22 protein-coding genes and 1 pseudogene are annotated in these 26,338 nt (G+C 42.2%); 8 read left to right on the top strand and 15 right to left on the bottom strand.

Features of this window, described 5'->3' with window-relative positions; genetic code table 11:
• The first annotated feature begins 8 nt into the window (after nt 1–8).
• Complete coding sequence (locus M2R47_RS04715) at nt 9–1,640, top strand: ABC1 kinase family protein (protein ID WP_249099683.1); 1,632 nt, start codon at nt 9–11, stop codon at nt 1,638–1,640.
• A 143-nt stretch (nt 1,641–1,783) separates the two neighbouring features.
• On the opposite strand, the gene M2R47_RS04710 is transcribed toward M2R47_RS04715, so the two are convergent.
• Nucleotides 1,784–2,197 carry a hypothetical protein gene (locus M2R47_RS04710; protein WP_249099681.1) on the bottom strand — a complete coding sequence of 138 codons (414 nt, stop codon included), beginning with the start codon at nt 2,195–2,197 and terminating at the stop codon, nt 1,784–1,786.
• 29 nt (nt 2,198–2,226) lie between these two features.
• Nucleotides 2,227–2,589, bottom strand: a complete 363-nt coding sequence (locus tag M2R47_RS04705) for a hypothetical protein (RefSeq protein ID WP_249099679.1) — start codon at nt 2,587–2,589, stop codon at nt 2,227–2,229.
• 306 nt (nt 2,590–2,895) lie between these two features.
• On the opposite strand from M2R47_RS04705, the gene M2R47_RS04700 reads away from it, so the two are divergent.
• Nucleotides 2,896–3,228, top strand: coding sequence for a helix-turn-helix domain-containing protein (locus M2R47_RS04700; RefSeq protein WP_249099675.1), 333 nt, complete (start codon nt 2,896–2,898; stop codon nt 3,226–3,228).
• 149 nt (nt 3,229–3,377) lie between these two features.
• On the opposite strand, the gene M2R47_RS04695 is transcribed toward M2R47_RS04700, so the two are convergent.
• Together M2R47_RS04695 and M2R47_RS04690 are read right to left on the bottom strand one after the other, a co-directional pair.
• Nucleotides 3,378–3,668 (bottom strand): YeaC family protein, encoded by a 291-nt coding sequence (locus tag M2R47_RS04695; RefSeq protein ID WP_249099672.1) that lies wholly within the window; start codon nt 3,666–3,668, stop codon nt 3,378–3,380.
• Nucleotides 3,669–3,679: 11 nt separating this feature from the next.
• Nucleotides 3,680–4,654, bottom strand: coding sequence for an NAD(+) kinase (locus M2R47_RS04690; protein WP_249099669.1), 975 nt, complete (start codon nt 4,652–4,654; stop codon nt 3,680–3,682).
• A 165-nt stretch (nt 4,655–4,819) separates the two neighbouring features.
• Here M2R47_RS04690 and M2R47_RS04685 point away from each other — a divergent pair, with 165 nt between their 5' ends.
• Nucleotides 4,820–5,542 (top strand): Bax inhibitor-1/YccA family protein, encoded by a 723-nt coding sequence (locus M2R47_RS04685; RefSeq protein WP_249099666.1) that lies wholly within the window; start codon nt 4,820–4,822, stop codon nt 5,540–5,542.
• Between the two features lie 51 nt (nt 5,543–5,593).
• On the opposite strand, the gene M2R47_RS04680 is transcribed toward M2R47_RS04685, so the two are convergent.
• Nucleotides 5,594–8,176, bottom strand: a complete 2,583-nt coding sequence (locus tag M2R47_RS04680; RefSeq protein ID WP_249099664.1) for a heavy metal translocating P-type ATPase — start codon at nt 8,174–8,176, stop codon at nt 5,594–5,596.
• A 312-nt stretch (nt 8,177–8,488) separates the two neighbouring features.
• Here M2R47_RS04680 and mrcB point away from each other — a divergent pair, with 312 nt between their 5' ends.
• A complete protein-coding gene (gene mrcB, locus M2R47_RS04675) occupies nt 8,489–10,849 on the top strand; it encodes a penicillin-binding protein 1B (RefSeq protein WP_249099662.1) in 2,361 nt (786 codons plus the stop codon).
• Between the two features lie 538 nt (nt 10,850–11,387).
• Here the strand turns inward: mrcB and pta are convergent.
• Both pta and M2R47_RS04665 read right to left on the bottom strand, forming a co-directional pair.
• A pseudogene (pta, locus tag M2R47_RS04670) lies at nt 11,388–12,425 on the bottom strand (phosphate acetyltransferase); the annotation flags it as partial.
• Nucleotides 12,426–13,058: 633 nt separating this feature from the next.
• Complete coding sequence (locus M2R47_RS04665) at nt 13,059–14,246, bottom strand: acetate/propionate family kinase (RefSeq protein ID WP_249099659.1); 1,188 nt, start codon at nt 14,244–14,246, stop codon at nt 13,059–13,061.
• Between the two features lie 221 nt (nt 14,247–14,467).
• Between M2R47_RS04665 and lptM the strand changes: the two genes are divergently transcribed.
• The 4 genes from lptM to M2R47_RS04645 all read left to right on the top strand — a co-directional run bounded on the left by lptM (nt 14,468) and on the right by M2R47_RS04645 (nt 18,276).
• Nucleotides 14,468–14,629 carry an LPS translocon maturation chaperone LptM gene (lptM, locus tag M2R47_RS04660; RefSeq protein WP_249099655.1) on the top strand — a complete coding sequence of 54 codons (162 nt, stop codon included), beginning with the start codon at nt 14,468–14,470 and terminating at the stop codon, nt 14,627–14,629.
• Between the two features lie 56 nt (nt 14,630–14,685).
• Nucleotides 14,686–16,017, top strand: coding sequence for a diaminopimelate decarboxylase (gene lysA / locus M2R47_RS04655; RefSeq protein WP_249099810.1), 1,332 nt, complete (start codon nt 14,686–14,688; stop codon nt 16,015–16,017).
• Between the two features lie 252 nt (nt 16,018–16,269).
• Nucleotides 16,270–17,169 carry a diaminopimelate epimerase gene (gene dapF / locus M2R47_RS04650; protein WP_249099651.1) on the top strand — a complete coding sequence of 300 codons (900 nt, stop codon included), beginning with the start codon at nt 16,270–16,272 and terminating at the stop codon, nt 17,167–17,169.
• A 39-nt stretch (nt 17,170–17,208) separates the two neighbouring features.
• Nucleotides 17,209–18,276 (top strand): tyrosine recombinase XerC, encoded by a 1,068-nt coding sequence (locus M2R47_RS04645; protein ID WP_249099648.1) that lies wholly within the window; start codon nt 17,209–17,211, stop codon nt 18,274–18,276.
• A 153-nt stretch (nt 18,277–18,429) separates the two neighbouring features.
• On the opposite strand, the gene M2R47_RS04640 is transcribed toward M2R47_RS04645, so the two are convergent.
• The 8 genes from M2R47_RS04640 to trhP form a co-directional block, all read right to left on the bottom strand.
• Nucleotides 18,430–20,454 carry a TonB-dependent receptor domain-containing protein gene (locus M2R47_RS04640; RefSeq protein WP_249099645.1) on the bottom strand — a complete coding sequence of 675 codons (2,025 nt, stop codon included), beginning with the start codon at nt 20,452–20,454 and terminating at the stop codon, nt 18,430–18,432.
• Between the two features lie 199 nt (nt 20,455–20,653).
• Entirely contained in the window at nt 20,654–20,911 is a 258-nt protein-coding gene (locus tag M2R47_RS04635; RefSeq protein ID WP_249099642.1) for a YfhL family 4Fe-4S dicluster ferredoxin, read from the bottom strand.
• A gap of 8 nt (nt 20,912–20,919) precedes the next feature.
• Nucleotides 20,920–21,279: a DUF4298 domain-containing protein gene (locus tag M2R47_RS04630; protein WP_249099639.1), complete on the bottom strand. Its 360-nt coding sequence runs from the start codon at nt 21,277–21,279 to the stop codon at nt 20,920–20,922.
• Nucleotides 21,280–21,328: 49 nt separating this feature from the next.
• Nucleotides 21,329–21,739, bottom strand: a complete 411-nt coding sequence (locus tag M2R47_RS04625) for an FKBP-type peptidyl-prolyl cis-trans isomerase (protein WP_249099637.1) — start codon at nt 21,737–21,739, stop codon at nt 21,329–21,331.
• Nucleotides 21,740–21,775: 36 nt separating this feature from the next.
• Nucleotides 21,776–22,882 (bottom strand): tetratricopeptide repeat protein, encoded by a 1,107-nt coding sequence (locus M2R47_RS04620; protein WP_249099634.1) that lies wholly within the window; start codon nt 22,880–22,882, stop codon nt 21,776–21,778.
• 5 nt (nt 22,883–22,887) lie between these two features.
• Complete coding sequence (locus M2R47_RS04615) at nt 22,888–23,628, bottom strand: PDDEXK family nuclease (RefSeq protein ID WP_249099631.1); 741 nt, start codon at nt 23,626–23,628, stop codon at nt 22,888–22,890.
• Between the two features lies 1 nt (nt 23,629).
• Nucleotides 23,630–24,589 carry a DNA (cytosine-5-)-methyltransferase gene (gene dcm / locus M2R47_RS04610; protein WP_249099629.1) on the bottom strand — a complete coding sequence of 320 codons (960 nt, stop codon included), beginning with the start codon at nt 24,587–24,589 and terminating at the stop codon, nt 23,630–23,632.
• 24 nt (nt 24,590–24,613) lie between these two features.
• Nucleotides 24,614–26,068: a prephenate-dependent tRNA uridine(34) hydroxylase TrhP gene (gene trhP / locus M2R47_RS04605; protein WP_249099626.1), complete on the bottom strand. Its 1,455-nt coding sequence runs from the start codon at nt 26,066–26,068 to the stop codon at nt 24,614–24,616.
• Nucleotides 26,069–26,338 lie beyond the last annotated feature (270 nt).

Below are 26,338 nucleotides of genomic sequence, written 5' to 3'. Positions count from 1 at the left end.
TGTTCGCCATGCTCTTTTCTCATAAAAATCGCTTACTCTCTCTATACAAAATCGCTGCCAAGCATCGTCTAGACACACATCTTGATGGCATGCCAGAGCTGGCAGCATTGGCTCGATTGATTCGGCTACATCCAGCCAGCATTGGCAAATCGCACCACCCAATGGGCATCAAGCTTGCCCTTGAAGAAATGGGCACATTATTTTTAAAGCTTGGGCAGCTGCTTTCTACTCGATCAGACTTACTCCCTCCAAAAATCATTGAACAATTATCACTCTTGCAAGATAAGGTCGCTCCTTTTGATGTTGAGATGATAAAATCGCAAATTCAACACCCAAAAACTGGACTAGGCAAACATGTTAATGAACTGTTCGCCAGATTTGATGATCAGCCACTTGCCGCAGCAAGTATTGCCCAAGTCCATACCGCTGCGTTACACGATGGGCGTGAAGTGGTGGTTAAAGTCGTACGCCCCAACATCAAAAAAACCATCATTGAAGACTTTGAGTTACTAAGAGAGCTTGCCATCTGGCTATCAAACCGCATAGAGGCAGCTCGTGCAATGCACATCACCAGCATTGTTGAAGAGTATCGGCAAATCATGCTCAATGAACTGGACTTGACATTAGAGGCTGCCAACAGCACAAAAATGCGAAATAATTTTACTGGTTCACAGCTGATTTATGTGCCAGAGGTGTATTTTGCAACCAAATCAGTGATGGTTTCCGAACGCATTTTTGGAATACCCATTTCTCAGACCGCCACTTTTGATGCACTTGGCTATGACAGGGCGATACTTGCCAAAAACGGCCTGATGATCTTCTTTACCCAAGTATTTCGAGATAACTTCTTTCACGCCGACATGCACCCTGGCAATATTTTTGTGGAGACATTGCCTAATGGCAATGCCGTAGCAAATCCACGATACCTAGGGCTGGATTGTGCCATCATGGGGGAGATGAGCCGTGAAGATCAGCTTGTGGTCGCTCGCCTGCTGTTGTCAGTCATGAATGGCAACTACACAGCACTTGTGGATATCATCGCACAGGCAGGCTGGATACCGCCATCAGCTGACAAACACGCACTCATCAAAGACATGGCTCGCACCGTCAGCCCCATGGTATCCAAGCCGATGAGTGAGCTTGATTTTGCTGGCATCTTATTTGAAATCTTAAATATTGCTCGTCGTCATCAAATGAGCATACCACCACAACTGATGTTGCTACTAAAAACACTGGTTCATGTCGAAGGATTGGGGCGTGAGCTTTATCCACAGCTTGACATTTGGTCGCTCGCCAAGCCAATACTCACCGCATGGGTCAAAGATCAGCTCGACCCCATTAAAAATCTCAATGACATAAAAGCCAAAGCCCCAGAGTTACTACTATCCACCGCCGAATTACCAAAACTACTCACCCAAGGCGTACAGTCAATGGCGGCACTTGGGGCAAGGCAGGATAAACAGTTACGAGAAATCCAAGCCTTGCGAGCTGATTTTCTCAATCAAAAACGCCACGATTGGATCGCTTTGGGCGGTTTTGTCAGTTTGATTGCGATTGGGCTGACTGTACCAATCTGGTGGGTGGGCGTGATTTTTCATGTATTGGCGATTGGGTTTGTGATTTGGAGAATGCTAATATAAAAATTAACTGGCGATTAAAAAAAAAATAGCTTATTCAAAAAAAGAATAAGCTATTGATCAAGCAATCTACTAAAAAATAAGTTTTGCAATATAAAAATAGACAAGGAAATAGTGTTTTAACTTTGTAGATAGATAGGATAGAGCTATCGTTTCCATCCTGGCTGTTCCCCATCATGAAAATCACCCATACACAGACTTGTGGATATTAAACGCAGCGCTCTACCTCTCTCAACCAAATCATTTTTATCCTGCCCCGACACCTTCTCTGGCTCTTCAAAAATCTTTCTTGCCATTGAGATATCCATTCCATCCATAAAATAAAGATTTGAGCAGTCGCAAAACCACTCAGCTGTCATGCCATTTACTAGATGTTCTTTTTGGATAGTATTTAAACAATCTCTTTTTAATTCTTGTTCAAAAACTTTCCTAAATTCATCATCCGAGGAGAAATGCACAGTATTTTTTTCTTTATCAATAGACGAAACAAAACGGCCGTTTATATCACCACAATCTGATAAAATGACTGAAGCACAAATAAAAACCAATATCTTTTTCATAAAACGCCATTAATTCTCTTTGCTCAACATCAATCAAGACCTCCCAAGCACTGTGAAGCTCCAAATTTCAAAGAATCGTACAACAATCCTCCTAATCTCTCTTTTTCATAGTCGCCGATAGGTGTTGTAGGTGCAATCATAAGTCGAATATCATCACCACCGATGTAGTAGGAAGCATAATTCAAGAGACAATTACACGACTCTTTAGAATTTTGTACCCAGCCATCCTCCTTAAGCAAAAAACCCTGCTGACAAGCCTTTATATTACGCTCAACAAATAATTCTCTCATCTCGTCATCAGATGTGGCTTTTTGAAGCATATCATTTCTGTCATACTTACTACACGCAGCCAATAAAGCAAGAACTATAGATATCAAAACAAATTTTGCCATAAAATTAATTAAAGAAGTACATTAACCCTCGAATCATACCTATTGGAAAAACAATAATATCAACAGCTGCCCATAAAAATTTATCGCGTGCGAAATCAACAATCGCTGCATAAATAGGCAAAATGACAGATGCTGCGGTAAATACTAAACCAAAAAATACCGCTAAATGCATTGCGAGAATCGCTCATAAAATCTCCAATAGTCTATAGATGAGTAATTATTTTATATTTTACACTTTTATTACTCTTCTTTCAAGTGTGAATTTGAACAAAAATAGATTATTTTATAAATCAACTTGGTTTTAAGATGGCACAAATTATCAGCACTCAGATTGATAAATTAATCGGAAAAAGAATTCAATTAAAACGCAAAGAAAAAGGATGGTCTGCAGAAAAGATGGCAGAACTACTAGATGTATCACAACAACAACTGTCAAGATATGAAAGAGGTGTGAACAAAATTAATGTAGCTCATTTGGTTGAAATTGCTAATCTTTTGCAAACTCCAATTGACTATTTTTTTAAAGACTGTATAAAGAAAGTGGATTATCGACAAAACTCTTATGATGCAGCTTGGCAAAAACTGACTAATGAACAGAAAAGGGCAGTTTTAACACTTATCCAGACCTTGACCAAATAATGCTATTAAGTTGATCATAGAAACTGGATTAAAATTGCCAATCACATGTCAAAACTCCAATCTTTCGAATATATTATTTTAGATTTTCAATGCTTAAAACCCCTATTGACAAAAGTAGTCAACAGGGGTTTTAAAAGTCAAAACATTTTCTAGTTCTTAAACTTCACAGGTCGCTCAACATTCGGATAGTGATGCTCATGCTCGACATCACACGCCTCACCGATGATATCACCTTTGTCATCTTTGGGTTTTTCAATGTAGCCTGTGCGTTCATGAATGGGTAGATATTCATGCTCCCATATCATCACTGCCTGCATGCAGGTCTGACGCTGTTCATCTGTCAAGCGTGTGCCGTTTTCCCATCTGCCGATTTCTATGGCAGTGCGAAATTTGTTGATGATTTCTGGATTTAGGCTATTTAAAATATCGTGCTTGTTCATAAGTTTTTTTGTTAGTGAAGGTTTAAAGAGAATTGTTCGCTGTATAAATTCCAGTTGAGCTTTGTGCGGCATGCTTCATAGAAATTATAGCTGGGCGGATGTAATAACAATAGGGTTTTGTCGTGCTTAAAAATCAGTAGGGTTTGGTCGTTATCCAAAGGGGCAGAGGCTTTGCCGTCCGCTCCGACCATGGGCTGGGTGCGGTTGTCCTTGTGGATATTGATGGCGATTTGGCTACTGCCTGCCACTACAAGCGGTCGACTAGAAAGGGTATGCGGATGCATGGGTACCAGACAAATCGCATCAATGGTTGGGTGAATGATGGGACCACCTGCTGAAAGTGCGTAGGCGGTTGATCCTGTTGGTGTAGCGACAATCAACCCATCAGCGTGCTGACGATAAACAGGTGAGCCATTGATGTGTAGTTCAAAGTCAATCGTATGCACCGACTTGCCTGCATGCAGCACCACATCATTAAGCGCCACATCTTCATGTAGGACAACATCGGTAGGTTTGCCCTCGGCATCATTTTGTACGATTTTAAAGGTCAGTAAAAAACGCTCTACCAGCCAGTAATTCCCATCTAGTACCTGCGACACACGCTCGGTCAGCTCATCAGGATTGACATCAGCCAAAAAGCCCAATCGCCCACGATTAACGCCAAGCACAGGGACATCGGTTCCTGCCATCACGCTCGCTACTTGCAGCATTGAACCATCGCCACCCACAACAATGACAAAGTCGCAATGCTCGCCCATCTTTTGGCGTGGTACAATCTTAAAATGATGCCCAACCCCATCAAAGTCAATATGCAAGCCTTCAATGGCGGCAGTCTCAGTGTCAATAATGATGGACAACTTGCGAGCGGTCAATAAGGCGATGAGTTCATTCAAACTCTCAACCACGCTATTTTTACCAGCACGCCCCATCACGCCAATCCGATGAAATGGCGCACGCTTTGGGTGATTATTGATGAAATTTGACATAAGAATCAATAGAAAAATAAGGCGTATGATAACAAAAAACCCAAACCAAAAACAACCCAAGCCATCATAAAATCACACAGGCAACAACCCATAAAAACACTTGATTTTTTGGAATTCTATCTTATATAATCACGGGTCATCATCTCGTTTTTAAGGAAAAAATTTATGGCAAATCCCATCATTAGTCGCACCGATCTTGCAGTTGGCAATGTTGCCATGACTGTTGGCGGCGTGGTCAAAAAAAGTGCCTTTTTGCTGACTTTGGCTGCTGTCGCTGGGTTTGGGGTGTTTTTTTATGCACTCATGGGTGGCATCTCGCCCAACATGCTTTATCCACTTGCCTTGATTGGTCTGTTTGCTGGCATTGGCTTAGGTCTGGTCAGTGCGTTCAAGCCTCATCTTGCCAAAAGCGTGGCTGTACCATACGCTTTATGCGAGGGTGTGTTACTGGGTGCTTTTAGCACCATCATGTACTTTCGCTATCCTAGCGTACCTCTATCTGCCCTATCCGCCACTTTCATCACCGCTGCTGTGATGCTGACACTTTATACCACTGGCATCATCAAAGTAACAGAAAAGTTTCGCTCCATCGTGATGTCTGCCGTCATTGCGATTGGCATTTTATATTTGGTGCAGCTTGGCTTTGTTTTGTTCGGTTCAAGTTTGCCACTATTGTTCAATGGTGGTGCATTGGCGATTGGCTTTAGTGTGTTTGTTACCATCATTGCCTCGCTAAGCTTGCTTGTGGATTTTGACAATGTTGAAAAAGGTGTACATGCTGGCGTTGCACAAGAATACGAGTGGACCTATAGTATTGGCATTTTATCAACACTGGTATGGATGTACATTGAGTTTTTACGCTTGATTGGCTATCTTCAAGATGATTGATGTCATACCTATTAAAAAATCGCACTTTTTTTGAGTGCGATTTTTTTCGATTTAGTGTTTTAGCCGCATGGCATTTGCCACAACAACCAAACTGGATAACGACATACCAATCGCTGCCAACCAAGGTGGGACATAACCTGCCGCCGCGGGAATCAATACCAAACTGTTATAAATCAATGCCCAGCGTAAATTTTGGCGGATGATTTTTCGTGTTTTGGCGGCCAATGCAATCGCCCAACCAATCGCCATCAAACGACCGCCCAGCAGCACGCTGTCTGCCGATACCTGTGCCAAATCTGCCGCCTCCGCCATCGCCGTAGAGACATTGGCGGCCGCCAATACAGGTGCATCATTGATGCCATCTCCCACCATCAACACTGTAGCACCTGATTGCTGCAATTCCTTGATGTGATCAACTTTATCTTTCGGTGTTAATCCAAAATAAGCACGCTCAATCCCCAAAGATTTCGCCACCAGCAGAGCATTCGGATTAGGATCGCCTGTCAGCATGATGGGCGTGATGCCCTGCCGCTTTAAATCATCGATCATCTGCCGTGCATCTTGGCGAATGATGTCATTAAAATAAAATCTCGCCACTGCTTGCCACGCACCATCAATAAAGCAGGACAACAGTACCGACATATTTGCTTGATGCTCTGACAAACATTCAGCCAAGCATGCTGGCAACTCCCCTGATGGTAGGACGAACTGCTGATGACCAATGCGATATGACATACCATCAATACACCCCTCCACCCCACCTGCCGTATGATGCATGACATGTTCCACCGCAGGCAGATGCAATCCATGAGCTGCGGTCAATATGGCTCGTGCCACAGGATGCTTTGATCCAACTTCAAGTGCTGCAGCAATCTTTACGCTTTGATTCTTATCAACAAGACTCACCACACTCAAAAGATTTACTTGCCCCAATGTGAGCGTCCCCGTCTTATCAAAACACGCATAAGAGACATCGGAGAGTGTCTGAATCGTATGGCCACGGGTTGCTAAAAATCCCAGCCCTGCCAAACGATTGGTTGATACCGTCAAGGCAATCGGTGTGGCAAGGGATAACGCACATGGGCAGGTCGCTACCAGCACTGCCACCGTCGCCCACAAAGCTTCACTTTTATCAATAAACCACCAAACCGCAAAAACAAGACAAGACAAGACCAACACTCGTGCAACGAACCATCTTGCCATGTCATCAGCATCTTGGGCGATTTGTGGCTTTTCACTCATGGCACGGTTCATCAGACGGTCAATCAAAGCGATTTGACTGTCCTGTACTTGTGCCGTTACCATCATCATGAAAGGTTGACTGTCATTTTGAGAGCCGCCCACCACTTGATCGCCACACACTTTGACAATCAAATCACTCTCGCCAGTCAAAAGGCTTTGTGATACCGTTGCTGTCTTTGATAGCAGTATGCCATCAGCGATGATTTGAGAACCTGCATCAATGGCAATCACATCACCAACCTCGACCGATTGTGCCAAAATCTTTTGATGACTGTCATGCTGATGTGCCGATCTAACCAAGTCCTGATGAGATTGCATCCAATCCTCAATGATGGCTTGAGCATCTTGGACATCACCGCCATCAAGCTGGTGCAACAGTTTTGGGTCATGAGTAAGCTTTAAAACCAGCGTCGGCTCAATCACCACCAAATCCGATGCCATGTTTGATGCTTTTAAGCGAGCGTTTTGTTCAATATAACGACCAGCCAACAAAAAGAAAATGAACATCGATACTGAGTCAAAATACGCCTCACCAGTCCCAGTTAGGGTAGCGTACACACTGGCACCAAAGGTAACAAACAAAGCAATGGACACAGGCACATCCATGTTGACTCTTTTGGCTTTAATAGCACTCATGGCTGATGAGAAAAATGGCACACCTGCATAGAACATCACAGGAATGGTAACAAATAACGCCACATATCGCAAAAAATCACGATGTTCAATCAAAATGCCTGAATACTCGCCAAAATACATGCCAATAGAGAACATCATTGCCTGCATTGCCCCCAATGCTGAGATGGCAAGACGGATCAGCATCTGCTTATTTTGTTGTTTTAACATGGCCTCGTGAGTGTCTTGGCGATAGGGCTTGGCATCATAGCCGACTGAATGTACCGCTTGTAAAATCTGACCAATATCGCAAAGCTCCTCATTCCAGCTCACTCGCATTCTTTGCTGCGTCAAGTTTACTTGGCACGCACGCACGCCATGAATGGCACGCAATCGACTCTCAATCAGCCAAGCACAAGCAGCACAACGAAGGTTTGCCACTGACAGTTCAGCCGTGCTACCACCATCTTCAGCGTAGACAAACTGAGCCTTGATATCATCATGATTGTACGCTTCAAAATTGATGGCGTTAGGCAAGCTTGCTGTTGGGCTAATCTTACGACGATCTAAGTAGTATTGCTCAAGATTGGCCTCCACGATGCTTTGGGCGGCCAACTGGCAACCTAAGCAACACATTGGGCGTACAGCACCCAAAACCACCGCATTAAATGGCTCTTTTGGCAGGATCTCACCGCAATGAAAGCACGCACCTTCAGGTGGTAGTAGTAAAGACTGGGCAATCTCATCAGTCATCATGTCAATATCATGGCTCATATTCATCGTTCCGATAACCATCAGCATAGCATCACAAACGCCACATCACGCATAGCTTTATGAATACTCATCGCTTGCATTATAACACAGTTGCCATCAGCATGAATTGTCAAGCGTCATGACCGAATGTTGATATGGTCGAAATTTGAACGCATGGCAACAGCATTTAATGAAGCACTTCCATCATCAATCAATGTCAATCAAGACTGCGTGCCATTAAGTACCTAAAAAACCAAAACAGAATCGCATTTTAACACTTGCCAAAATCTGCACAAATCGCTAGTATGACTTATCATTTTTAATGTGGTCACTGATGCAATGCAAAACCCACCCCAAAACAGACGCCAAACACACCAACAAGGTGCAATCATCAGCTTTTTCATCCTCACCATCATGATCATCGTAATGATCTTGTTTGGATTATATGCTTATTATTTAAACAGCACCATCATCAATAAATTTGAAAATCGTCGCTGGGACATTCCTGCCACCGTCTATTCTCGCCCCCTTGAACTCTACCCAAATGCCCCAGTTACCCAAAAAGATTTGGAAGCTTGGCTACAATTACTCAACTACAGCCAACACTCCTCTTCCCAAGGCGGCTACAAAAAATCAGGCAACACCTATACGATACGCACTCGTGGCTTTGATTATGGTGGCGGTGATGTTGAGCATAAGCAAGTGATTCAAGTGAGTTTCTCAAATGGCAAGATTTCTCGCTTAATGACCAGCAGCCCCACCAAAAACAGCATGCTACGCTTAGAACCTGTCAATGTGGGCGGCATTTATCCAAAAAATAATGAAGACCGCATATTATTAAAAAAGCCAGAAGTGCCGCAACAATTGATTGATGCACTCATCGCCACAGAAGATCGCAATTTTTATGAACATCATGGCGTATCACTGCGTGGTACAGCTCGTGCTGTTTTATCAAACCTAACAGGCGGCAAGCGGCAAGGCGGCTCAACCATCACTCAACAGCTCATCAAAAACTTTTATCTCAACTCCGAACGCACCCTAAAACGCAAAGCCAATGAAGCCATCATGGCAGTACTGTTGGAATTACATTACAGCAAAGACGACATTTTACTTGCCTACCTTAATGAAATTAACTTGGGACAAAACGGCAATCGCTCAGTGAATGGATTTGGGATTGCTTCACAGTTTTATTTTAATAAACCCTTATCCGAACTTCGACTGGACCAGTACGCACTTTTGGTCGGCATTGCCAAAGGGTCAAGCTACTACAACCCAAGAAAAAACCCAGAACGCGCCTTAAAAAGACGCAACACCGTACTACACAACATGCTAATCACTGGCAAAATCAACCAAAACATGTATCAAAGTGCCATCAACAAGCCACTTGGCGTGGTCAAAACACCCATCATCGCCAAAAGCCGATTTCCTGATTTTTTTGATGCAATTTTTCGTGATTTAAAAACATATTATAAAGAAGAAGACCTGCAAAACCGAGGGCTTCGCATCATATCAACCCTCGATCCGATTGCCCAAGCTCATGCTACTAAAGCAGTGGCAAACGGCACACGAGGCTCACTACAAGGCGCACTCGTCAGTGCCATTCCTGCCAGTGGCGAAGTGATCGCCATTGTCGGTAGCAGCACTCATTTTACAGGGTTCAACCGTGCTATTGATGCCAAGCGTCAAGTCGGCTCTTTATTAAAACCTGTCATTTATCTTACTGCCTTGCAATCAGGTCGCTATAATCTTGCCAGCAGTGTTGATGACAGCCCAATCAGCCATGGTGTCAACGGGCACTCTTGGACACCAAAAAACTACCATGGCACATCACATGGACACACACCGCTGATGACCGCTTTGGCACAATCTTATAATCAAGCTGCGGTCAATGTTGGCATGGAGTTTGGGCTGAACACTTTTTATCGTCAATTAACTTTACTGGGCATCAACACCCCTCATACAAACTACCCATCGGCACTGCTAGGATCGATGGATTTATCGCCCATGCAGGTACTTGGCATGTATCAGATTTTTGCCAACGGTGGTGTGGCGACACCATTACACACCATCACCAAAGTCATTGATGACCAAGGCAGAATATTACAAAGCAATGATAAAATGATCCAAACGCGCCTATCACCCGAAGCAACTTACCTCATCAACCACGCCATGCAGCAAGTATTCACACAAGGCACTGCCAAGGCAGGTAACTTTCAGCCAAATCTACACTTAGCAGGCAAAACTGGCACAACCAATGATGGTCGAGATGCTTGGTTTGCAGGATATAGCGGTAACTATGTCTCTGTGGTTTGGGTTGGTCATGATGACAACAGACCGATGGGTTTGACAGGAAGCAAGAATGCCCTGCCGATTTGGCGTGCTTTCATGCAGCCACTCAAGCATATCCCTGTCAATCTCAAACAGCCTGATGATGTCGAATGGATGTGGCTGGATAATGGCACCGGCAAACGCTCTATTGAAGGTTGTCAAAACGCCTTATGGCTACCTGTCATTGCCGAATACGCACCTAAAGACTATGGCGATTGTGCCAATCAAACATTCTACATCAACCAACTAAGACAGCGTCTTGCAGAATTCGGTGAGTATTTTTTTATCATGCAGGACGATGCTCATCAATCAGAACATGACTTAGAAAATATGACGCATGAAGAATCGCTAGCTCCTATTGATGAGTTTTAAATCCAAGCATTTGGTGGCCTTGCACTCATAAAAAAAATCCATCAGAATCAATTCCACCCCAAAGGTTAGCCCCAACCTTTGGGGGTGTTTTCATGGAAAACCACACAGAATGCTTTAACTACGATCATAAGATGACAAAGCCTTTAAATCAAATGCCATCATACACACAACACAGATGGCATTAAAAGACAACAAAAAAACAGCAAGCTACTTATGATCAAACACAAAAGCTAAGGCGGACGAGATGAGTGATAATGCACTATTTTAATATGATTTTCAAGTAGGCAAAACCAATTAATAATAAACAGTGGACATGACTGGATTTGAAATGAGTGATTGCCCTGCGATCATGATGAAATACAGAGTAAACCAAAAGGACAAATTAAAAAGGACCAAGTCCTGTAAAGCTCAAAAAACAGCACAAAAACTTAGTCCTTAGTAAAATCGCTTAGTTTGATGAACCCAGCCTTAATCTTTTGTCTAGGATTTGGGAAGCGGGTTCATCTGATAAGAGTTTTTTATGATGTCAAAATTCAGCTCATTCGTCAATCGCTTGAATGGCTGTCAAAGCAATGGTATAGACAATATCATCTACCAAACAGCCACGAGACAGATCATTGACAGGCTTATTTAAGCCTTGCAACATTGGGCCAACACTAATCACGCCAGCAGTACGCTGCACTGCCTTATAGGTTGTGTTGCCAGTATTTAAATCAGGGAAGATGAAAACATTTGCTTCACCTGCCACTGGTGAATTTGGGGCTTTTTGTTTACCCACACTTGGGACAGATGCTGCATCGAATTGTAATGGGCCATCAACCTTTAGCGTTGGTGCTTTTTCACGCACGATTTCCAAAGCCGCCTTAACCGTATCCACATCAGGACCCGAGCCTGAATTGATGGTAGAGTAGCTGATCATTGCCACTTTTGGATCAATGCCAAACGCTTTGGCAGACTGTGCTGACTGAATGGCAATCTCCGCAAGCTGCTCAGCGGTCGGGTTTGGGTTGACTGCACAATCTCCATACACCACCACTTGCTCAGGCAATAGCATGAAAAACACACTTGATACCAAGCTGTACTGCGGTGCTGTCTTAATCAACTGAAATGCTGGACGAATGGTGTCAGCCGTGGTGTGAACCGCACCTGACACCAAACCATCAACATCGCCCATGTGTAGCATCATCGTTCCTAGATAGACGGTATCTTGCAGTGCTGCACGCGCCCCTTCTTCATCGATCTTACCCTTGCGTCGCTCCATCATTGGTGCGACATATTGTTCAATCATGCTGGCAGGATCGATGATTTCAATGCTTTCAGGAAGGGTCACACCCTGTGCGTCTGCGGTCGCACGAATTTTCGCAGGATCGCCAAGCAATACGCATTGAGCAATGCCACGATTTTGGCAAATCGCTGCCGCTTCAATGGTACGCGGTTCATCACCCTCTGGCAACACGATGCGTTTTTTAGCTGACTGTGCCAAACGCACAACTTGATTGCGAAAAGCGTATGGCGAGAGCTTTTGAGTGCGCTTGGCTGTTTTATAGGAATCGAAAGCATTGGTGTCAATCTCAGAAAGCTGGCCATCAGCATCGGTGCGTGCAACCACTTGAAGCTCACCTGACAGCTGATCCGTACCAACAACACCCCAAATACGCTCACCCTTAATACCCCCAAATGCAGAAGCAAACAGACGCAAGCGAGATAAATCATCACCGACAAGAATGATGTCAGCATCAAGACCACTTGCCAACTCACCATTCACCTCGCTGGCGAATGGGGTATCCTCATCAGCAACCACACCTGCCATCACATTGACAGGAGAATTTTGTTTGGCGATGAAATTTTCAAGCAAGCCATCTAAATTATTTTCACTAATGGCACGACTAAGCTCATCATGATTTGGCGTGTCTAATATTGACGCGTCCAATAACTTAGCGATGTTTTTTGCCAATGAGACAATGTCTACTTGGCGAGTGGCTGGAATTAATAATAGTGTTTTCATGGTTTTTTCCTTGATACTTAGATGGTCTATCGCCATCAAATGTACTGGTGAATGATGTTGTCGATGCCATGTTCTATGATGAATAGAAAATCATGCCATATCTTTTGACAACATCAAAAATCTTTAAGAAATGACATACGACGCAGCATCAATCCGTATGAACACAGAAGCTGAATGATGCGTCATTCAGCCTCCAAAAGCCCATTACAAACCCAGTACTGAGCGAGTTTCGTTCATGATTTGGTATTCTTCATCAGTCGGCACCACCCAAAGTTCAATGGCAGAATCCGCACTGTGGAATGAACCTTCTGCACCACGGAATAATTCTTGGTTCTTTTGCTCATCAAATTTTGCACCCAAGTGCTTTAAATGACCGATGATTTTAGCACGCATTTCTGCACCGTTTTCACCAACACCCCCAGTAAACACCACGCCAGTCAATTCTGGTAGGGCTGCAGTATAACCTAAGATGTATTTGGCAACACGATAAGCAAACATGTCCAAAGCCAGTGTCGCATCATCGTTACCATTTTTATCAGCATCTTCCAAAATTCGCATGTCGTTCGACAGACCAGAGATGCCTAGCAGACCGCTCTTTTTGTTGAGCAATGTGTCAATCTCTTCAATCGACAGACCAAGCTTACGGTTTAACATGGCATGCAAACTTGGATCCACATCGCCTGAACGAGTACCCATGATCAAGCCTTCTAGCGGTGTAATGCCCATGGAGGTGTCCAAACTTTGACCATCATAAATGGCGGTTGCTGAACAGCCGTTACCCAAATGTGCCACAATCCAACCATGCTTGCCTTGCTTATCCGTCAATTCGCTGGCACGGTTTGACACATAAGCGTGTGAAGTCCCATGAAATCCATAGCGACGGATGTGGTGCTCTGTGAACAACTCTTTAGGAATGGCATAGCGGTAGGCATGTGCTGGCATGGTTTGGTGAAAAGCGGTATCAAAAATCGCCACTTGTGGCAATTCTGGAAACAGTTCATTGATGGCATGAATGCCTGCGGCATTGGCAGGATTGTGCAATGGTGCCAAACTTGCCAGCTCTTCAATGTGAGCCAACACCTCATCATTGATGATGGTAGCCTTTGTGAATTTATCACCACCATGCACCACACGATGACCCACCGCCACAGGCTTATGTTCTGCGATGAGTTCGCCCAATATGATTTTTAGGGCTTGCGTATGAGCACCTGAATCAGGAATGCTGATTTCTACCTTAGAACCATCAAGATTCTTATGCTTAATGCGTGCATCGCTATTGCCCAATGCTTCTGCCAAACCTTCGATGCGAGTCTCGCCATCTTCTGAAATTAAAGCATATTTTAATGATGATGAGCCGCAGTTGAGTATTAAAGTTGGATTGATTAACGCCATGAGCGTCTCCTTATTTTTATCTAAAAGTAACGGTTGATTAAGCGGTGATTTTTTTCTTGGCATTATAGCAATAAATGCGTCGAAAGTCTTTAAGAAAATGTCAGTTTTTAGAGACTCCCACTCTATAACATTCATCAATTTACCATCATTGCATGAAAATTCATTGGTATTTTTATAAAATTTAGGTACAATGAGTCGACATTGTTAATAAAAAAGCCACCATGAATAACATTTTTATTGTCATCATGCTCTGCGGAATTCTGTGTGCCTGTGGTCAAAAAGGGGCATTATACCTACCCACACCTACGCCAGAAGCTACCAATTCAAGCGGCGATGCCAGCACGACTTTAGCATCTCAAAATACAACCAACCCAAGGCAATAGCAAAACACAAAAATATTTTAATTATTAATGAAATGTTCAGATTCTAGGGGATCATGATGAATTTTGATATTGCCAGTCGTTATGCTGATGACACTTTACATATTGATGCAAACAAACTCATCCAAGCACTGCCTTTTATTGATTACCACGACGGCTTGTTGCATATTGACGGGGTCAGCAGCAAGACTCTCATTGACACCTATGGCACGCCTTTGTATGTCTATTCAAAACATGCCCTACTGGCCAATTATACTGCTTATGTAGAGAGTTTTAGTGCATTGAATGATGTACAAATTTGCTACGCTGTCAAAGCAAATTCAAACCTAGCGGTACTGTCCACACTTGCCAAGGCGGGTGCAGGCTTTGATATCGTCTCAGTAGGTGAGCTGCATCGTGTGATTAAAGCGGGTGGAGATGTCAGCCGAGTGGTGTATTCTGGCGTTGGCAAGACCGCCCGAGACATTCAAATCGCCCTGCAAGCAGGGGTTGGCTGCTTTAATGTTGAGGCAATCAGTGAGCTTGATGTCATCAATCATGTCGCCAAAATGCTTGGCAAAACCGCACCCATCAGCATACGCATCAACCCCGATGTTGATGCCAAGACCCACCCTTACATCTCAACAGGCATGAAAGACAATAAGTTTGGCATCACTCATCAAATGGCACTGTCTGCCTATGAATACGCCAAAAGTCTAGAAAATATTAAAATCGTTGGTATTGATTGTCATATTGGTTCACAATTGACAGAAATTCAGCCTTTTGTCGATGCACTGGATAAAGTCATTGAACTGATTGAAGAGCTGCACGATCACGGCATTCGGTTACAACACATCGACCTAGGTGGTGGCTTGGGCGTGCGTTATGTTGATGAAAACCCTGTCAGCGTGCATGATTTTGCTGAAGCACTTTTACCAAAATTACTCGTCTTACAAACCAAATACAATTTGGGCTTATATTTGGAACCTGGTCGTAACATTGCCGCCAATGCAGGCGTATTATTAACCACAGTCGATGTGCTAAAACCTACCGAGCACCGAAATTTTGCCATCGTTGATGCCTCAATGAGTGAGCTTATTCGTCCTGCTTTGTATGAGTCGGTCATGGCAATCATTCCAACCAAACTCGATGCTGATGACGCCGACATGAAAGTCTGGGATGTGGTCGGCACGGTATGCGAATCAAGCGACTTTTTGGGTAAGAATCGAGCACTGGCTTTACAAGTCGGCGATGTCTTAGCCATAACAGGCGCTGGTGCTTATGGATTCACCATGTCAAGTAATTACAATAGTCGCCCACGCCCTGCCGAAGTGATGGTTGATGGCGGTCTGCACCGATTGGTACGAATGCGTGAGAGCATGGAAGATTTATGGCGTGGCGAATCCGTCTGACGAATGATGCGGTGAAAGTCTTTTGTGCTTGCAATGGCATTTACCCATCTAAATTCATGACATACCCATGACAAAAACACCAAAACCAAACATCATCAAAACGCCAACTGCTCGTTGAGCAAACCACCCTTTTAACAACTGACAACAAAATTATCAAGCAAAAGCTGGCACATCATGGTAAGATACAATCACAGGCACGGATGCGATAAAAGAAAGGGAGATGATTCTTAGCTTGAACAAAAAGGAAAAACAATGCTGATTGAATTTACTAAAATGCACGGCTTAGGCAATGATTTTATGGTCATTGATTTGGTTACCCAGCGCATGGATTTGACGACGGATCTGGTGCGTCTGCTTGCTGATCGCCATTTGGGTGTAGGCTTTGATCAATTATTGCTGGTAGAGCCGCCAACTCGCCCAGATGTGGATTTTAAATATCGTATTTTTAATGCTGACGGCACAGAGGTATCCCAATGTGGCAATGGAGCACGGTGCTTTGCCTCATTTGTACAAGCTCGCAAACTCTCCTTTAAGCAACGCTTGCGTGTCGAGACCGCCAGCGGCATCATCACTTTATCTACCGATCGCTACGGCTGGGTGCAAGTAGATATGGGCAAACCTAAATTTGAGCCTGCTCAGATTCCATTCACCCCCCAAGCCATCACTAAGATTGGCAACTCTTATCGCCTCAATGTTAATGGTACGCCCATTGAGCTTTATATCGTTAATATGGGCAATCCACATGCCGTCATTAAAGTTGATGATGTCTTAGCCACCGATGTTGACAAATTGGGTCAAGCCATCGAATCCCACCCAGCATTTCCTGAGCGTGTCAATGTCGGTTTTTTACAGATTGTCAATCAACGCCATATCCGCCTGCGTGTCTATGAGCGTGGTGTTGGCGAAACTCAAGCTTGCGGTACAGGAGCTTGTGCTGCTGTGGTCGTAGGCATTCGTGAAGGTTGGCTAGATGAAGGGGCAAACATTCGAGCTCAGCTTTATGGAGGTAGTTTGGAAGTTCGCTGGCAAGACGGTTACCCTGTGATGATGACAGGTCCTACCGCATTCGTTTTTGAAGGTGTGTTTAGTCCAGATGGCATGGCAGCTCAGGCAGGCATCAATCTGACTCCTGATGACGCTGACAAATACTAAAATAATCAATACGCCAAAGCAACATGCCCAGAGTAGCCGATGCTTAATCTTTGGTCATTGCTGGCTTTTTCAATAAAAATCATGCGAATAAAAGAGTTACTTAAAAAAACCACGCCATCTTTAAATACAAACGGCACCGAACAAGCAGACAACTTACCAAAAAATTGGCCGATTGTACAAAGATGGCTAGACCAATTATCCATACAAAATTACTCATCAAACACCATCACAGCTTACGCAAGCACTCTCATGCGACTCATGGCATTCATTGCAGAAGATGTAAGATTGCAAGGCGACCATTTACTGTTTGACCAAAAAGACTTAAGTCGATTTTTGGCATTAAGATTACAAACAGACAATATCAAAGCCATCAGTGCAAAACAAGACCTCTCTGCCATTCGTCAGTTTTATGCTCATTTGATGGCGATTGGCGAAATGACTCACAATCCAACCACAGGGTATCGTCTCAAAACCGAACCCAGACCTCTACCCAAAATCGGCGATGTTGATATGATGGCTCAATTACTTGATCAACCGATGCCAAAAGATGATACAAAAGCTCGATTGTGGATAAGAGACCGTGCCATGTTTGAGTTGATGTATGGTAGTGGTCTTCGCCTATCAGAGTTGACCAATCTTAATGTCCATGATGTCGATCTGATGGCAGGCGTGGTACAAGTATTAGGAAAAGGCAATAAAATGCGAATCATCCCTGTTGGCAAAAAAGCCATCGCAGCCATCAATGCGTACCTACCCCATCGAGAAATTTGGCAAAAAAACACAGACGCTCTATTCATCAGTGAGCGACACGGCACACGCCTTAGTCCTAGAGCCATACAGCTACGCCTAAAAGCATGTGCTATCAATGCAGGCATTCCTCAACATCTCCACCCCCATTTGCTTCGTCATTGCTTCGCCTCTCATCTGCTTTCTTCCAGTGGTGATCTGCGTGCCGTACAAGAAATGCTTGGGCATGCTGACATCAGTACCACACAGATTTATACACAAGTTGATTTTGGGACACTGACCAAGGTTTATGACAAAGCCCACCCAAGAGCCGTGGTTTGTGTCTCAAAATACAGTACTTCTCGCCAACACGACGACTAAAAGACATTTCATCATAAGCCACGCTACACACCCCTCATTTTGGCTCAGTTTTTCCCAAAAACCCACTCAAACAACAGCATTAAAATACCAAATAAAAACCACCCTGCCAATAAGACAGGGTGGGTGGAGAAAACTTAAATCGATGAGATATGATTAATAAGTAAAATTCACACCTAAGCGATATTCACGACCTGCAGCAGGTAGTGCCACACCTGCACTGGAAATGTGAGAGGTGTATTTTTCGTCAGTAACATTATTCACTGACATGTTGACATTCACCTTATCATTACCCAAAGGCTTCCAGTTGGCAAACACATCTGTGGTGTTATAGCCAGGACGCAATTTCTTAGGATCATGATTTTTTCTTGGATCCTTGTCAACAACTTTACCTGTCCAAGCAGAATCACCGATCACATCATCAGCACGGCGATGACGCACACCCACCTCTAAGTTTGGCTGGGCAAAACGATAGGATAAGGCAGCCGTCCAAGTACGACCCAATCGTGACGCATATTCACGGTTACTGAAGTTTTGAGAGCTGTAAAACTCAGGCTTACTGTCTGCCACGCCCACACGAGCGGTTAGACCCTGCCATTTGTAGCCAGCATTCAGCTCATAACCTTTGTTTTTGGCATAACCAACATTTTTGATTTCGTCGATTTTTGTGCCGTTCTCATGCTTTGTTCCATTACTTGCACTTTTTAGCAGATTATCAATACTCTGCCAGTAATAGCTACCGTTAACAAAAGCATTGCCATGATTGAAGTTAAAGCCAACTTCAGTGTTTTGGGCTCTTTCCGCTTTTAGGCCGTCAGCTACTTTAACAACAGCACGATAGCCGTGAGCCGTTAGGGCATCATATAGGCGTGGGCTACGAGTAGCGTAGCTGTGGTTGGCACTAAAGCTTAGGCTTGGCGTTGCTTGGTAGATTAAGCCAACACTTGGGTTTAAATTATCGCCTTTAACACGACCGCCCGCCATGTCTTTAATCTCAAACATGTCGTAGCGAAGCCCTGCTGTGGCCGTCAGCTTACCAATATCAGCGATCGCTTCTACATACAGGCCTGTGTCTGTTTTTTCTTGATTGACAATGCCAGCTTTGTAGCGGTTTGGTGTGATTTCTTGTTGGCGATAATTGATGCCGTATTTGAGCAGCACATCATCGTTGACCTGACTGTCAAGATTGATGTTAAGACCTTTGGTGTCAATGCTAGACTTGCTTGCACCTGCCAGCTTACCTGCATAGCCAGCTTTGCTGTCATCAGCGGTATAGCGAGAGTTTAGGATATGATAAATATTGGCAGTGGCTTCACTGACAAAGCCTAGATTCTTACCATTCCATTGTAGGTTGGTGTTTTGAGTTTTTACCTCACGATACTGAGGGTCTTGTTTATCACTATCAAAGTTGATGAACTCCTCACGAATTGGTCGAGTGCCTTTATTTTCTTGTCTTAGGTGGCTAAGCTCAAAACGATTATCACCAAACTCTGCCCCCACTTTCGCCAAATAGTTGGTCTTATCTAGGGCAGTAAAATCAATCTTTTTCTTGGCCTTACCTGCTTTATAGTCATCTTGCTCTACTTTATTAGCACTTAATAAAAAGTCAAAATAACCCGCCTTACCGTAGGCAGCGGCATTATAAGAATGCTCATTGTTAGAGCTGTAACCTGCACCTGCCTTAAAACCAATGCTTTGATCATCTTTTAGCAAGTCTTTAGCACTTAAAGTTTTGGCAACAATCGCACCGTTAGTACCACCAATACCAGCCGATGCAGAACCAGCACCTTTTTGGACGCTGACAATCTTCACCATTGCTGGGTCAATCATATGGCGACCTTGATGGTATAGGATTTGACTGTCAGTATAAGCATCATCAATCTTAACATCTACCGAGTTTTGACCCATGCCACGAATGGTAATGTACTGAGAAGTTCCGTTGCCACCACTAAAATCAATGGAAGGCTCATTTTTTAACAAATCTCTAAGCTCTGTGGCAGTGCTTTCGTCTTTTTCTTGTAGTGTTACAACATTCGTTTTGATTTTTGCCCCTTGACGATCAACAGTAACTTTTAGAGGATCTAAAGTAACAGTAGGCTCGCCCTGCGCCATTGCTACTTGCACACTCAATGCACCAAGCACAGCAACAGTTAATGGTAGGCGTTTCAAGGTTTGTTTCATACATTACCTCTGATGTTTATGATTAACGATTGGCTAAGATTCTTTTAGATTTTAATAAAATCTTAGCAATTGGTAAGAACTCAACAACAATTATACCAAAGATAAATCAATTTGCAAACAAAAATTATTATTATTTATGCTACCATAAAACCATGACACGAAAAAAAAGCCCATTTTCATGGACTCTCCATCATTCAGATTACTTACCCCAAATACGCTTGTATTTTTCCATCAGCTCATTCATCGTTTCTGGTCGATCATCATCTTTAATAATGCAATCAATGGGGCAGACTTTGTCGCAGGTCGGCTCATCATAAAAACCCACGCATTCAGTACATAGGTCAGGCTTGATGACATAGGTTTTTTGCCCCTTTTGGTCATAAAAAATGGCATCATTAGGGCATTCTGGCTCGCAAATATCGCAGTTGATGCAGTCGGTGGTGATTTTGAGTGCCATTGTTGGCGTCAGTCCTTTTGGGGCGTGTTTGACGCTTGGGCATAAAATTCAGGAGCATCTCTATCAAGCGCTTTGGTGGCGGTACGCAAAAAATCCCACAACAAAACCTGCTGCTCATGAAAAGCATTCCAAATGGTATCCTCGCCCATCACACTGTACTCGCCATCGGTAGTCAAATCCACTTTCGCACCATTTTCAATCTGTTCAGAAAATTCACGATACTCGCCATCAAAATAAAAGCATTCTAGCTTACTCATCAACTCAATACTTTTTGTCAAATCCCGCTTGGCTGTCTCCAAACGCTTTTGGACAGCAAGCCATTCTTTATAAATTGATTGGATTTCGTTAATGTGATTTTGAATGATCATGACATTTCCCCTTTTAAAATTTAGAGATGATTAATACTTGTGTTTGGCATCAAGGAATGATGCGCAAAAGCTCAATGCGATATTTGATGGCCTGCTTATCACGCTTACCCTCTTCTTGATAGCCCAAGTGCATAGGAATGTCAAATTCATAAAACGAACCAACAGTCATTAATAGCAAACTTTCTTGTAACCCTGCGAACATCTCACTGATTGGCAGTATGACTGGCACCTGATTAAGCGTACCATCTACGATCTCACCTTTAGAATTATAGGAAGTAAAACGAATTTCCACTTCGTCATGAATGGTTGGCTTTTGACCATGACCCTCCTTTAAAACAGTATGGTCAAGCCCTGATGCGGTAGCTTGGATTGGTATATTGCCATGTGCAAAAACGGAGTTTGCCGCCAACGAACTTAGATAACAAAGCGTGGCAAGCACAAAAAAGATGATTTTTTTCATAAATGGTTCTGAACAATTTTTTTGATTATAACACACTCAATCATCGTCTGCCAAATTACCACAACGCTCACAGCCAAATAGCCAGCATTTGTAAAAATAATGCAAATCCACCAAACATTGTTCTTTGGCAGATAATTTTGGGGTGGGCGGTGTATTTTGTTTATTTTTTAAATCAGCTAATTCTGTTTCACAATCCGTTATCCAGCTTTTAAGGTCTTCTTGTTCAGGTGGTTCTTGGCAATCTGCCAGATTTGCTCTGTATTCATTTAGGCAAATTTGTATTTCTTTGATTTCTTTGGCAACTTTATTTTTATATTCAATCGGATTTATTTTAAAAATCGCATAGCAAACCCAATCAAAACTTAAATGAATATCTTCATATTGAATTTCATGATAACAAGCCTGATAGTCGCCCATGAGTGCATAGATATGCGCAATATCGGCATTGCTTGCACATTCATTATGCTTAGCTAATTCCAAAAATATTTTGGCAGTCATCATATCATTTGCCAATATTTTTAATCTTACTTTATTTAAAGCTGTAAAATAAAGATATTCTTTAAGTGTCTCACAATCTAAATCGGTTTGATTGTCATTAACAATCGTGGAAAATAAATGAATTGCTTGATTATAATATTTATCAGCTTCTATAAAATTTTGGTTAATGGCATAAATATTGGCTAAATTATTATAAACATATGCCAATTCATATAAATGGTTATTTTGATAATTTTGTGGTGAATTATCAAATAAGGTGATGGCTTTTTGGTACAATTCAATCTCTAAATCCAAATTATGCTGAACAGCGTCAATATTGGCATTATCGCTATAATCTAATGGCGTAAGTAAAAAATGGGCATACGCCATATAAGGATAAAATGAGCTTGGGTTTTTTGTCATCAATTCTTCAAATAGCTTTAAAGCTAATTCATCTTCCCCATATTCATAGTATGCCCAAAACGCATAATTGTGGGTGTTTTTGATGCTTGGATTGACTTCATACGCCTTTTTAAAATAAGTCAATTCATCGCTTTTGATATAAGGCGTGGTCAAATAAGCAAAGGCAATTTGCGATAACAATTTGTCATCGTTTGGGTTTTGTTGTGCTAGGGCTAACAAATTTTGTATTTGTGAATTTTGCATTTTATTCATATATCAAATAATTGGGTAGGATCAATTTTAAATTGAAGCATATTGGCTGTTGGTCGTCCATTATCGCCGCCTTTGCGTTGCATTGTAACTCGCCCAATTTTTAATGAGCCTTTTGGTGAAATTATTACATCGCCATTGCCATAATACCCCAAAACATCATTGATATTTTTTAAAACCCAACGAGCATTTGTGGTTAATTTTTGAGCAACCAACACCCATTCGGCACTAAATTCTCCACGCCCACGCAAAATATCAGTCAATACCAAAATTTTATTGTCCCTAAACCATTTTAATAACAATTTTTGTTCATCTTCACTAAAATCAGAAATAAACAAGCGTTTTTTATTGTCTTTATTTAACTCGCCTGTAAAATACTGCAAAAGCTCACAAATTTTATCATCAAATTGCCACAGTTGTTGATAAGTTTTTACCCAGCGTTTATCAACTTGATTAAAGCCTTTTTTATTACTCACAAGTTTTACTTGGATATTTTTAATATCCACACTTTGTTTATAAAATACAAAAACCTGTACATTAATATCTGCTTTGTAGCCGTGCAATACAACTGCTTTTACACTTTTTATTTGGCTTAACTCATAACCCATTATCACAAGCCAGCTTTGAGAAACTTCATCATTTTGCCAATCACAAAAACGCTTGCAAATATCTTGTTCATTTTTAAAACCATTTTTTGCAGTTTGCGAACCTAATTCAACCAAGTCTTGTTTGTTTGTCATTTTAATACTCGCCCAAAGATTTTAACAGTTGTTTGCCTAGTTGCTCAATCACTGTTACAGTCATTGCATTGCCTGCTTGCGATAAGATTTTACTGTCAGGCAATTTATGGTGAATGACTTGATTGGCAATCTGTTTTGGAAATCCTTGCAATAACAAGGCTTCATATCCACTTAATTTACGCAATTTACCATTTTTGGTGTACAAAATACCGTGCCGACCTGTACGCAAAGTGGGGCATTTTTTATCATAAAGACGAAAATCAGATTGTCGCCAATCAATCATTTGATAATCTGTTTGAATGATTTCATCAATATTGTATTGATTGTGATTATATTTATTAAGCAGATATTTGACAAAAGTGGGATTATTTTTATCAAAATGATAATCCCTATCATCACTTAGATAGTATTCTATGGGCTTTGAGTGGATCGGCTCTGGAAATTCAAAAGGTTTGTGATGAATATCGTTTCTAATCCCAACAAAATAAACTCTTTGTCTCATTTGGGGTACGCCATAATACTGACTGTCCAAAACTTGATAATAAGTTTTATAGCCTGTATCAGACAATAATTTAAGAATAGATTGCAGAGTTTCGCCTTTATTATGATTGATTAAGCCTTTGACATTTTCTAAAATAAAATAGGGGGTGTTTTTTTGTTTTAAAATATCGGTCAGATAATAAATAATCTGCCCCCTATCGTCATTGAGTCCTGCTCTTTTGCCCGCAATAGAGAAAGTCTGGCAGGGAAATCCTGCCAGCATCACATCAAAATTAGGCAGATCATTGGGATTTAATAAAGTCAAATCGCCTAAATTGCTTTTGTCATCAAAAAATAATTGATAAGTGAAGTCGGCATTGGAGTCAATCTCGCTGTGTGCCACGCATTGCATACCTGCTTGTTCAAGCCCCAAGCGACCTGCACCAATACCAGAACAAAAGTCCATAAAAGTTAAGTTCATTTTATTTTTCCAACTGTACTTTTATCAACTAAAAATCGGCTCGTCCACTTTTTTCATGACCAATGCAAATTTTAAGATTTCTTTGTCCATTTCTTTAAATGGATTGATGATTTGACAAACCCAACCAGAACCCAAAGCAGATTCTATGGCATTGCCTTTTTTATCCCAAAGCTTGTCTAATTGATACACGATGTTACCTTGCGGTGTCATGATCTCAATTTCATCACCGACACTTAATTTATTTTTGACGGTCAAGGTTAATTTATCATCGACGATATCAGACACTTCTGCCACAAATTGCTGACTGTCTGTTTTTGATGAACCGTATTCATAGTTTTGATAATCAGAATGCACATGCCGTCTTAAAAAGCCTTCGGTATAACCACGATTGGCAAGACCATTAAGAGCAGTAATTAAGCTTGTATCAAACGGTTTTCCAGCAACCGCATCATCAATGGCACGGCGATAGACTTGGGCAGTGCGTGCCACATAATAATGCGATTTGGTACGCCCTTCTATTTTGAGTGAATGCACGCCCATTTGTGTCAATTCTGGAACCAACTCCACCGCACGCAAGTCTTTGGAATTCATAATATAAGTGCCGTGCTCGTCTTCATACATCGCCATCAATTCGCCTTTGCGACCTTGCTCCTCTAGCAACACCACTTCATCAGATGGCTTTTCCACATACTCATCACCCATGATTTTATCGCCATTCAAATTAAAGCCATCATTTAAATTGACATTGGCAATGCTGTTTTCATTAGGATTAGGAATAAAAAGCTCGGCATTGGTGCTTGTCTTATCATTTTGTAGTACTGGCACAATATCGCCTGTTTCATTCTCCACTGCTTTATAAGTGTTATAGCTCCACCGACAAGCATTGGTACAAGTACCCTGATTGGCATCTCGTTTGTTGATATAGCCTGACAATAAGCAACGCCCAGAATACGCCATGCACAACGCCCCATGTACAAAAACTTCAATTTCCATATCAGGGACTTCGATAATGATTTGCTCAATTTCTTTTAAAGACAGCTCACGACTGACAATCACACGGCTTACGCCCATTTGTTTCCAAAACTTTACCGTTGCCCAGTTTACTGCATTGGCTTGTACTGACAGATGGATTGGTTGATGCGGAAAATGCTCTCGCACCATCATAATCATGCCAGCGTCCGACATGATTAAGGCGTCTGGATTCATCTCAATGATGGGGCGAATGTCTTCGATAAAAGTTTTTAATTTGGCATTGTGAGCCTGAATATTGACCACCACATAAAACTGCTTGCCAAGTGAATGGGCGTACTCAATGCCCTTGCGTAAATTATCTTCATCAAAATCGTTATTGCGAACACGCAACGAATAGCGTGCCTGCCCTGCATACACAGCATCTGCACCATAGGCAAAAGCGTATTGCATATTTTTAAAAGTACCAGCAGGGCAAAGAAGTTCGGGTTTTTTGATTTGGCTTGTCATAATAAGAATAAGATTTTGCTATGTTAAAATCATTCATTATAACAAATTTTATGCATAAAAATCATGGTAAATTTGTAAGACCAAATGCCAAATAGTAAAAAAAACAGCCATCATAAGACAGCTGTTTTTAAAGTCATCAGAGTGCATTACTGAGTAATTTCCCAATCTTTGACAAGCCAGTTCTTAAGCGGATCATCTTTATTGATGCCTTTAAGATGTGTCTTAATCAAGCTTGGACTTACCAAAGTGTACATGGGCATGATGGCAGCA

The sequence above is a fragment of the Moraxella oculi genome (assembly GCF_023336735.1).
Classification (GTDB): domain Bacteria; phylum Pseudomonadota; class Gammaproteobacteria; order Pseudomonadales; family Moraxellaceae; genus Moraxella; species Moraxella oculi.
Note: the sequence above shows the minus strand (reverse complement) of the source record. Positions and strands in the feature narration are given on the sequence as shown.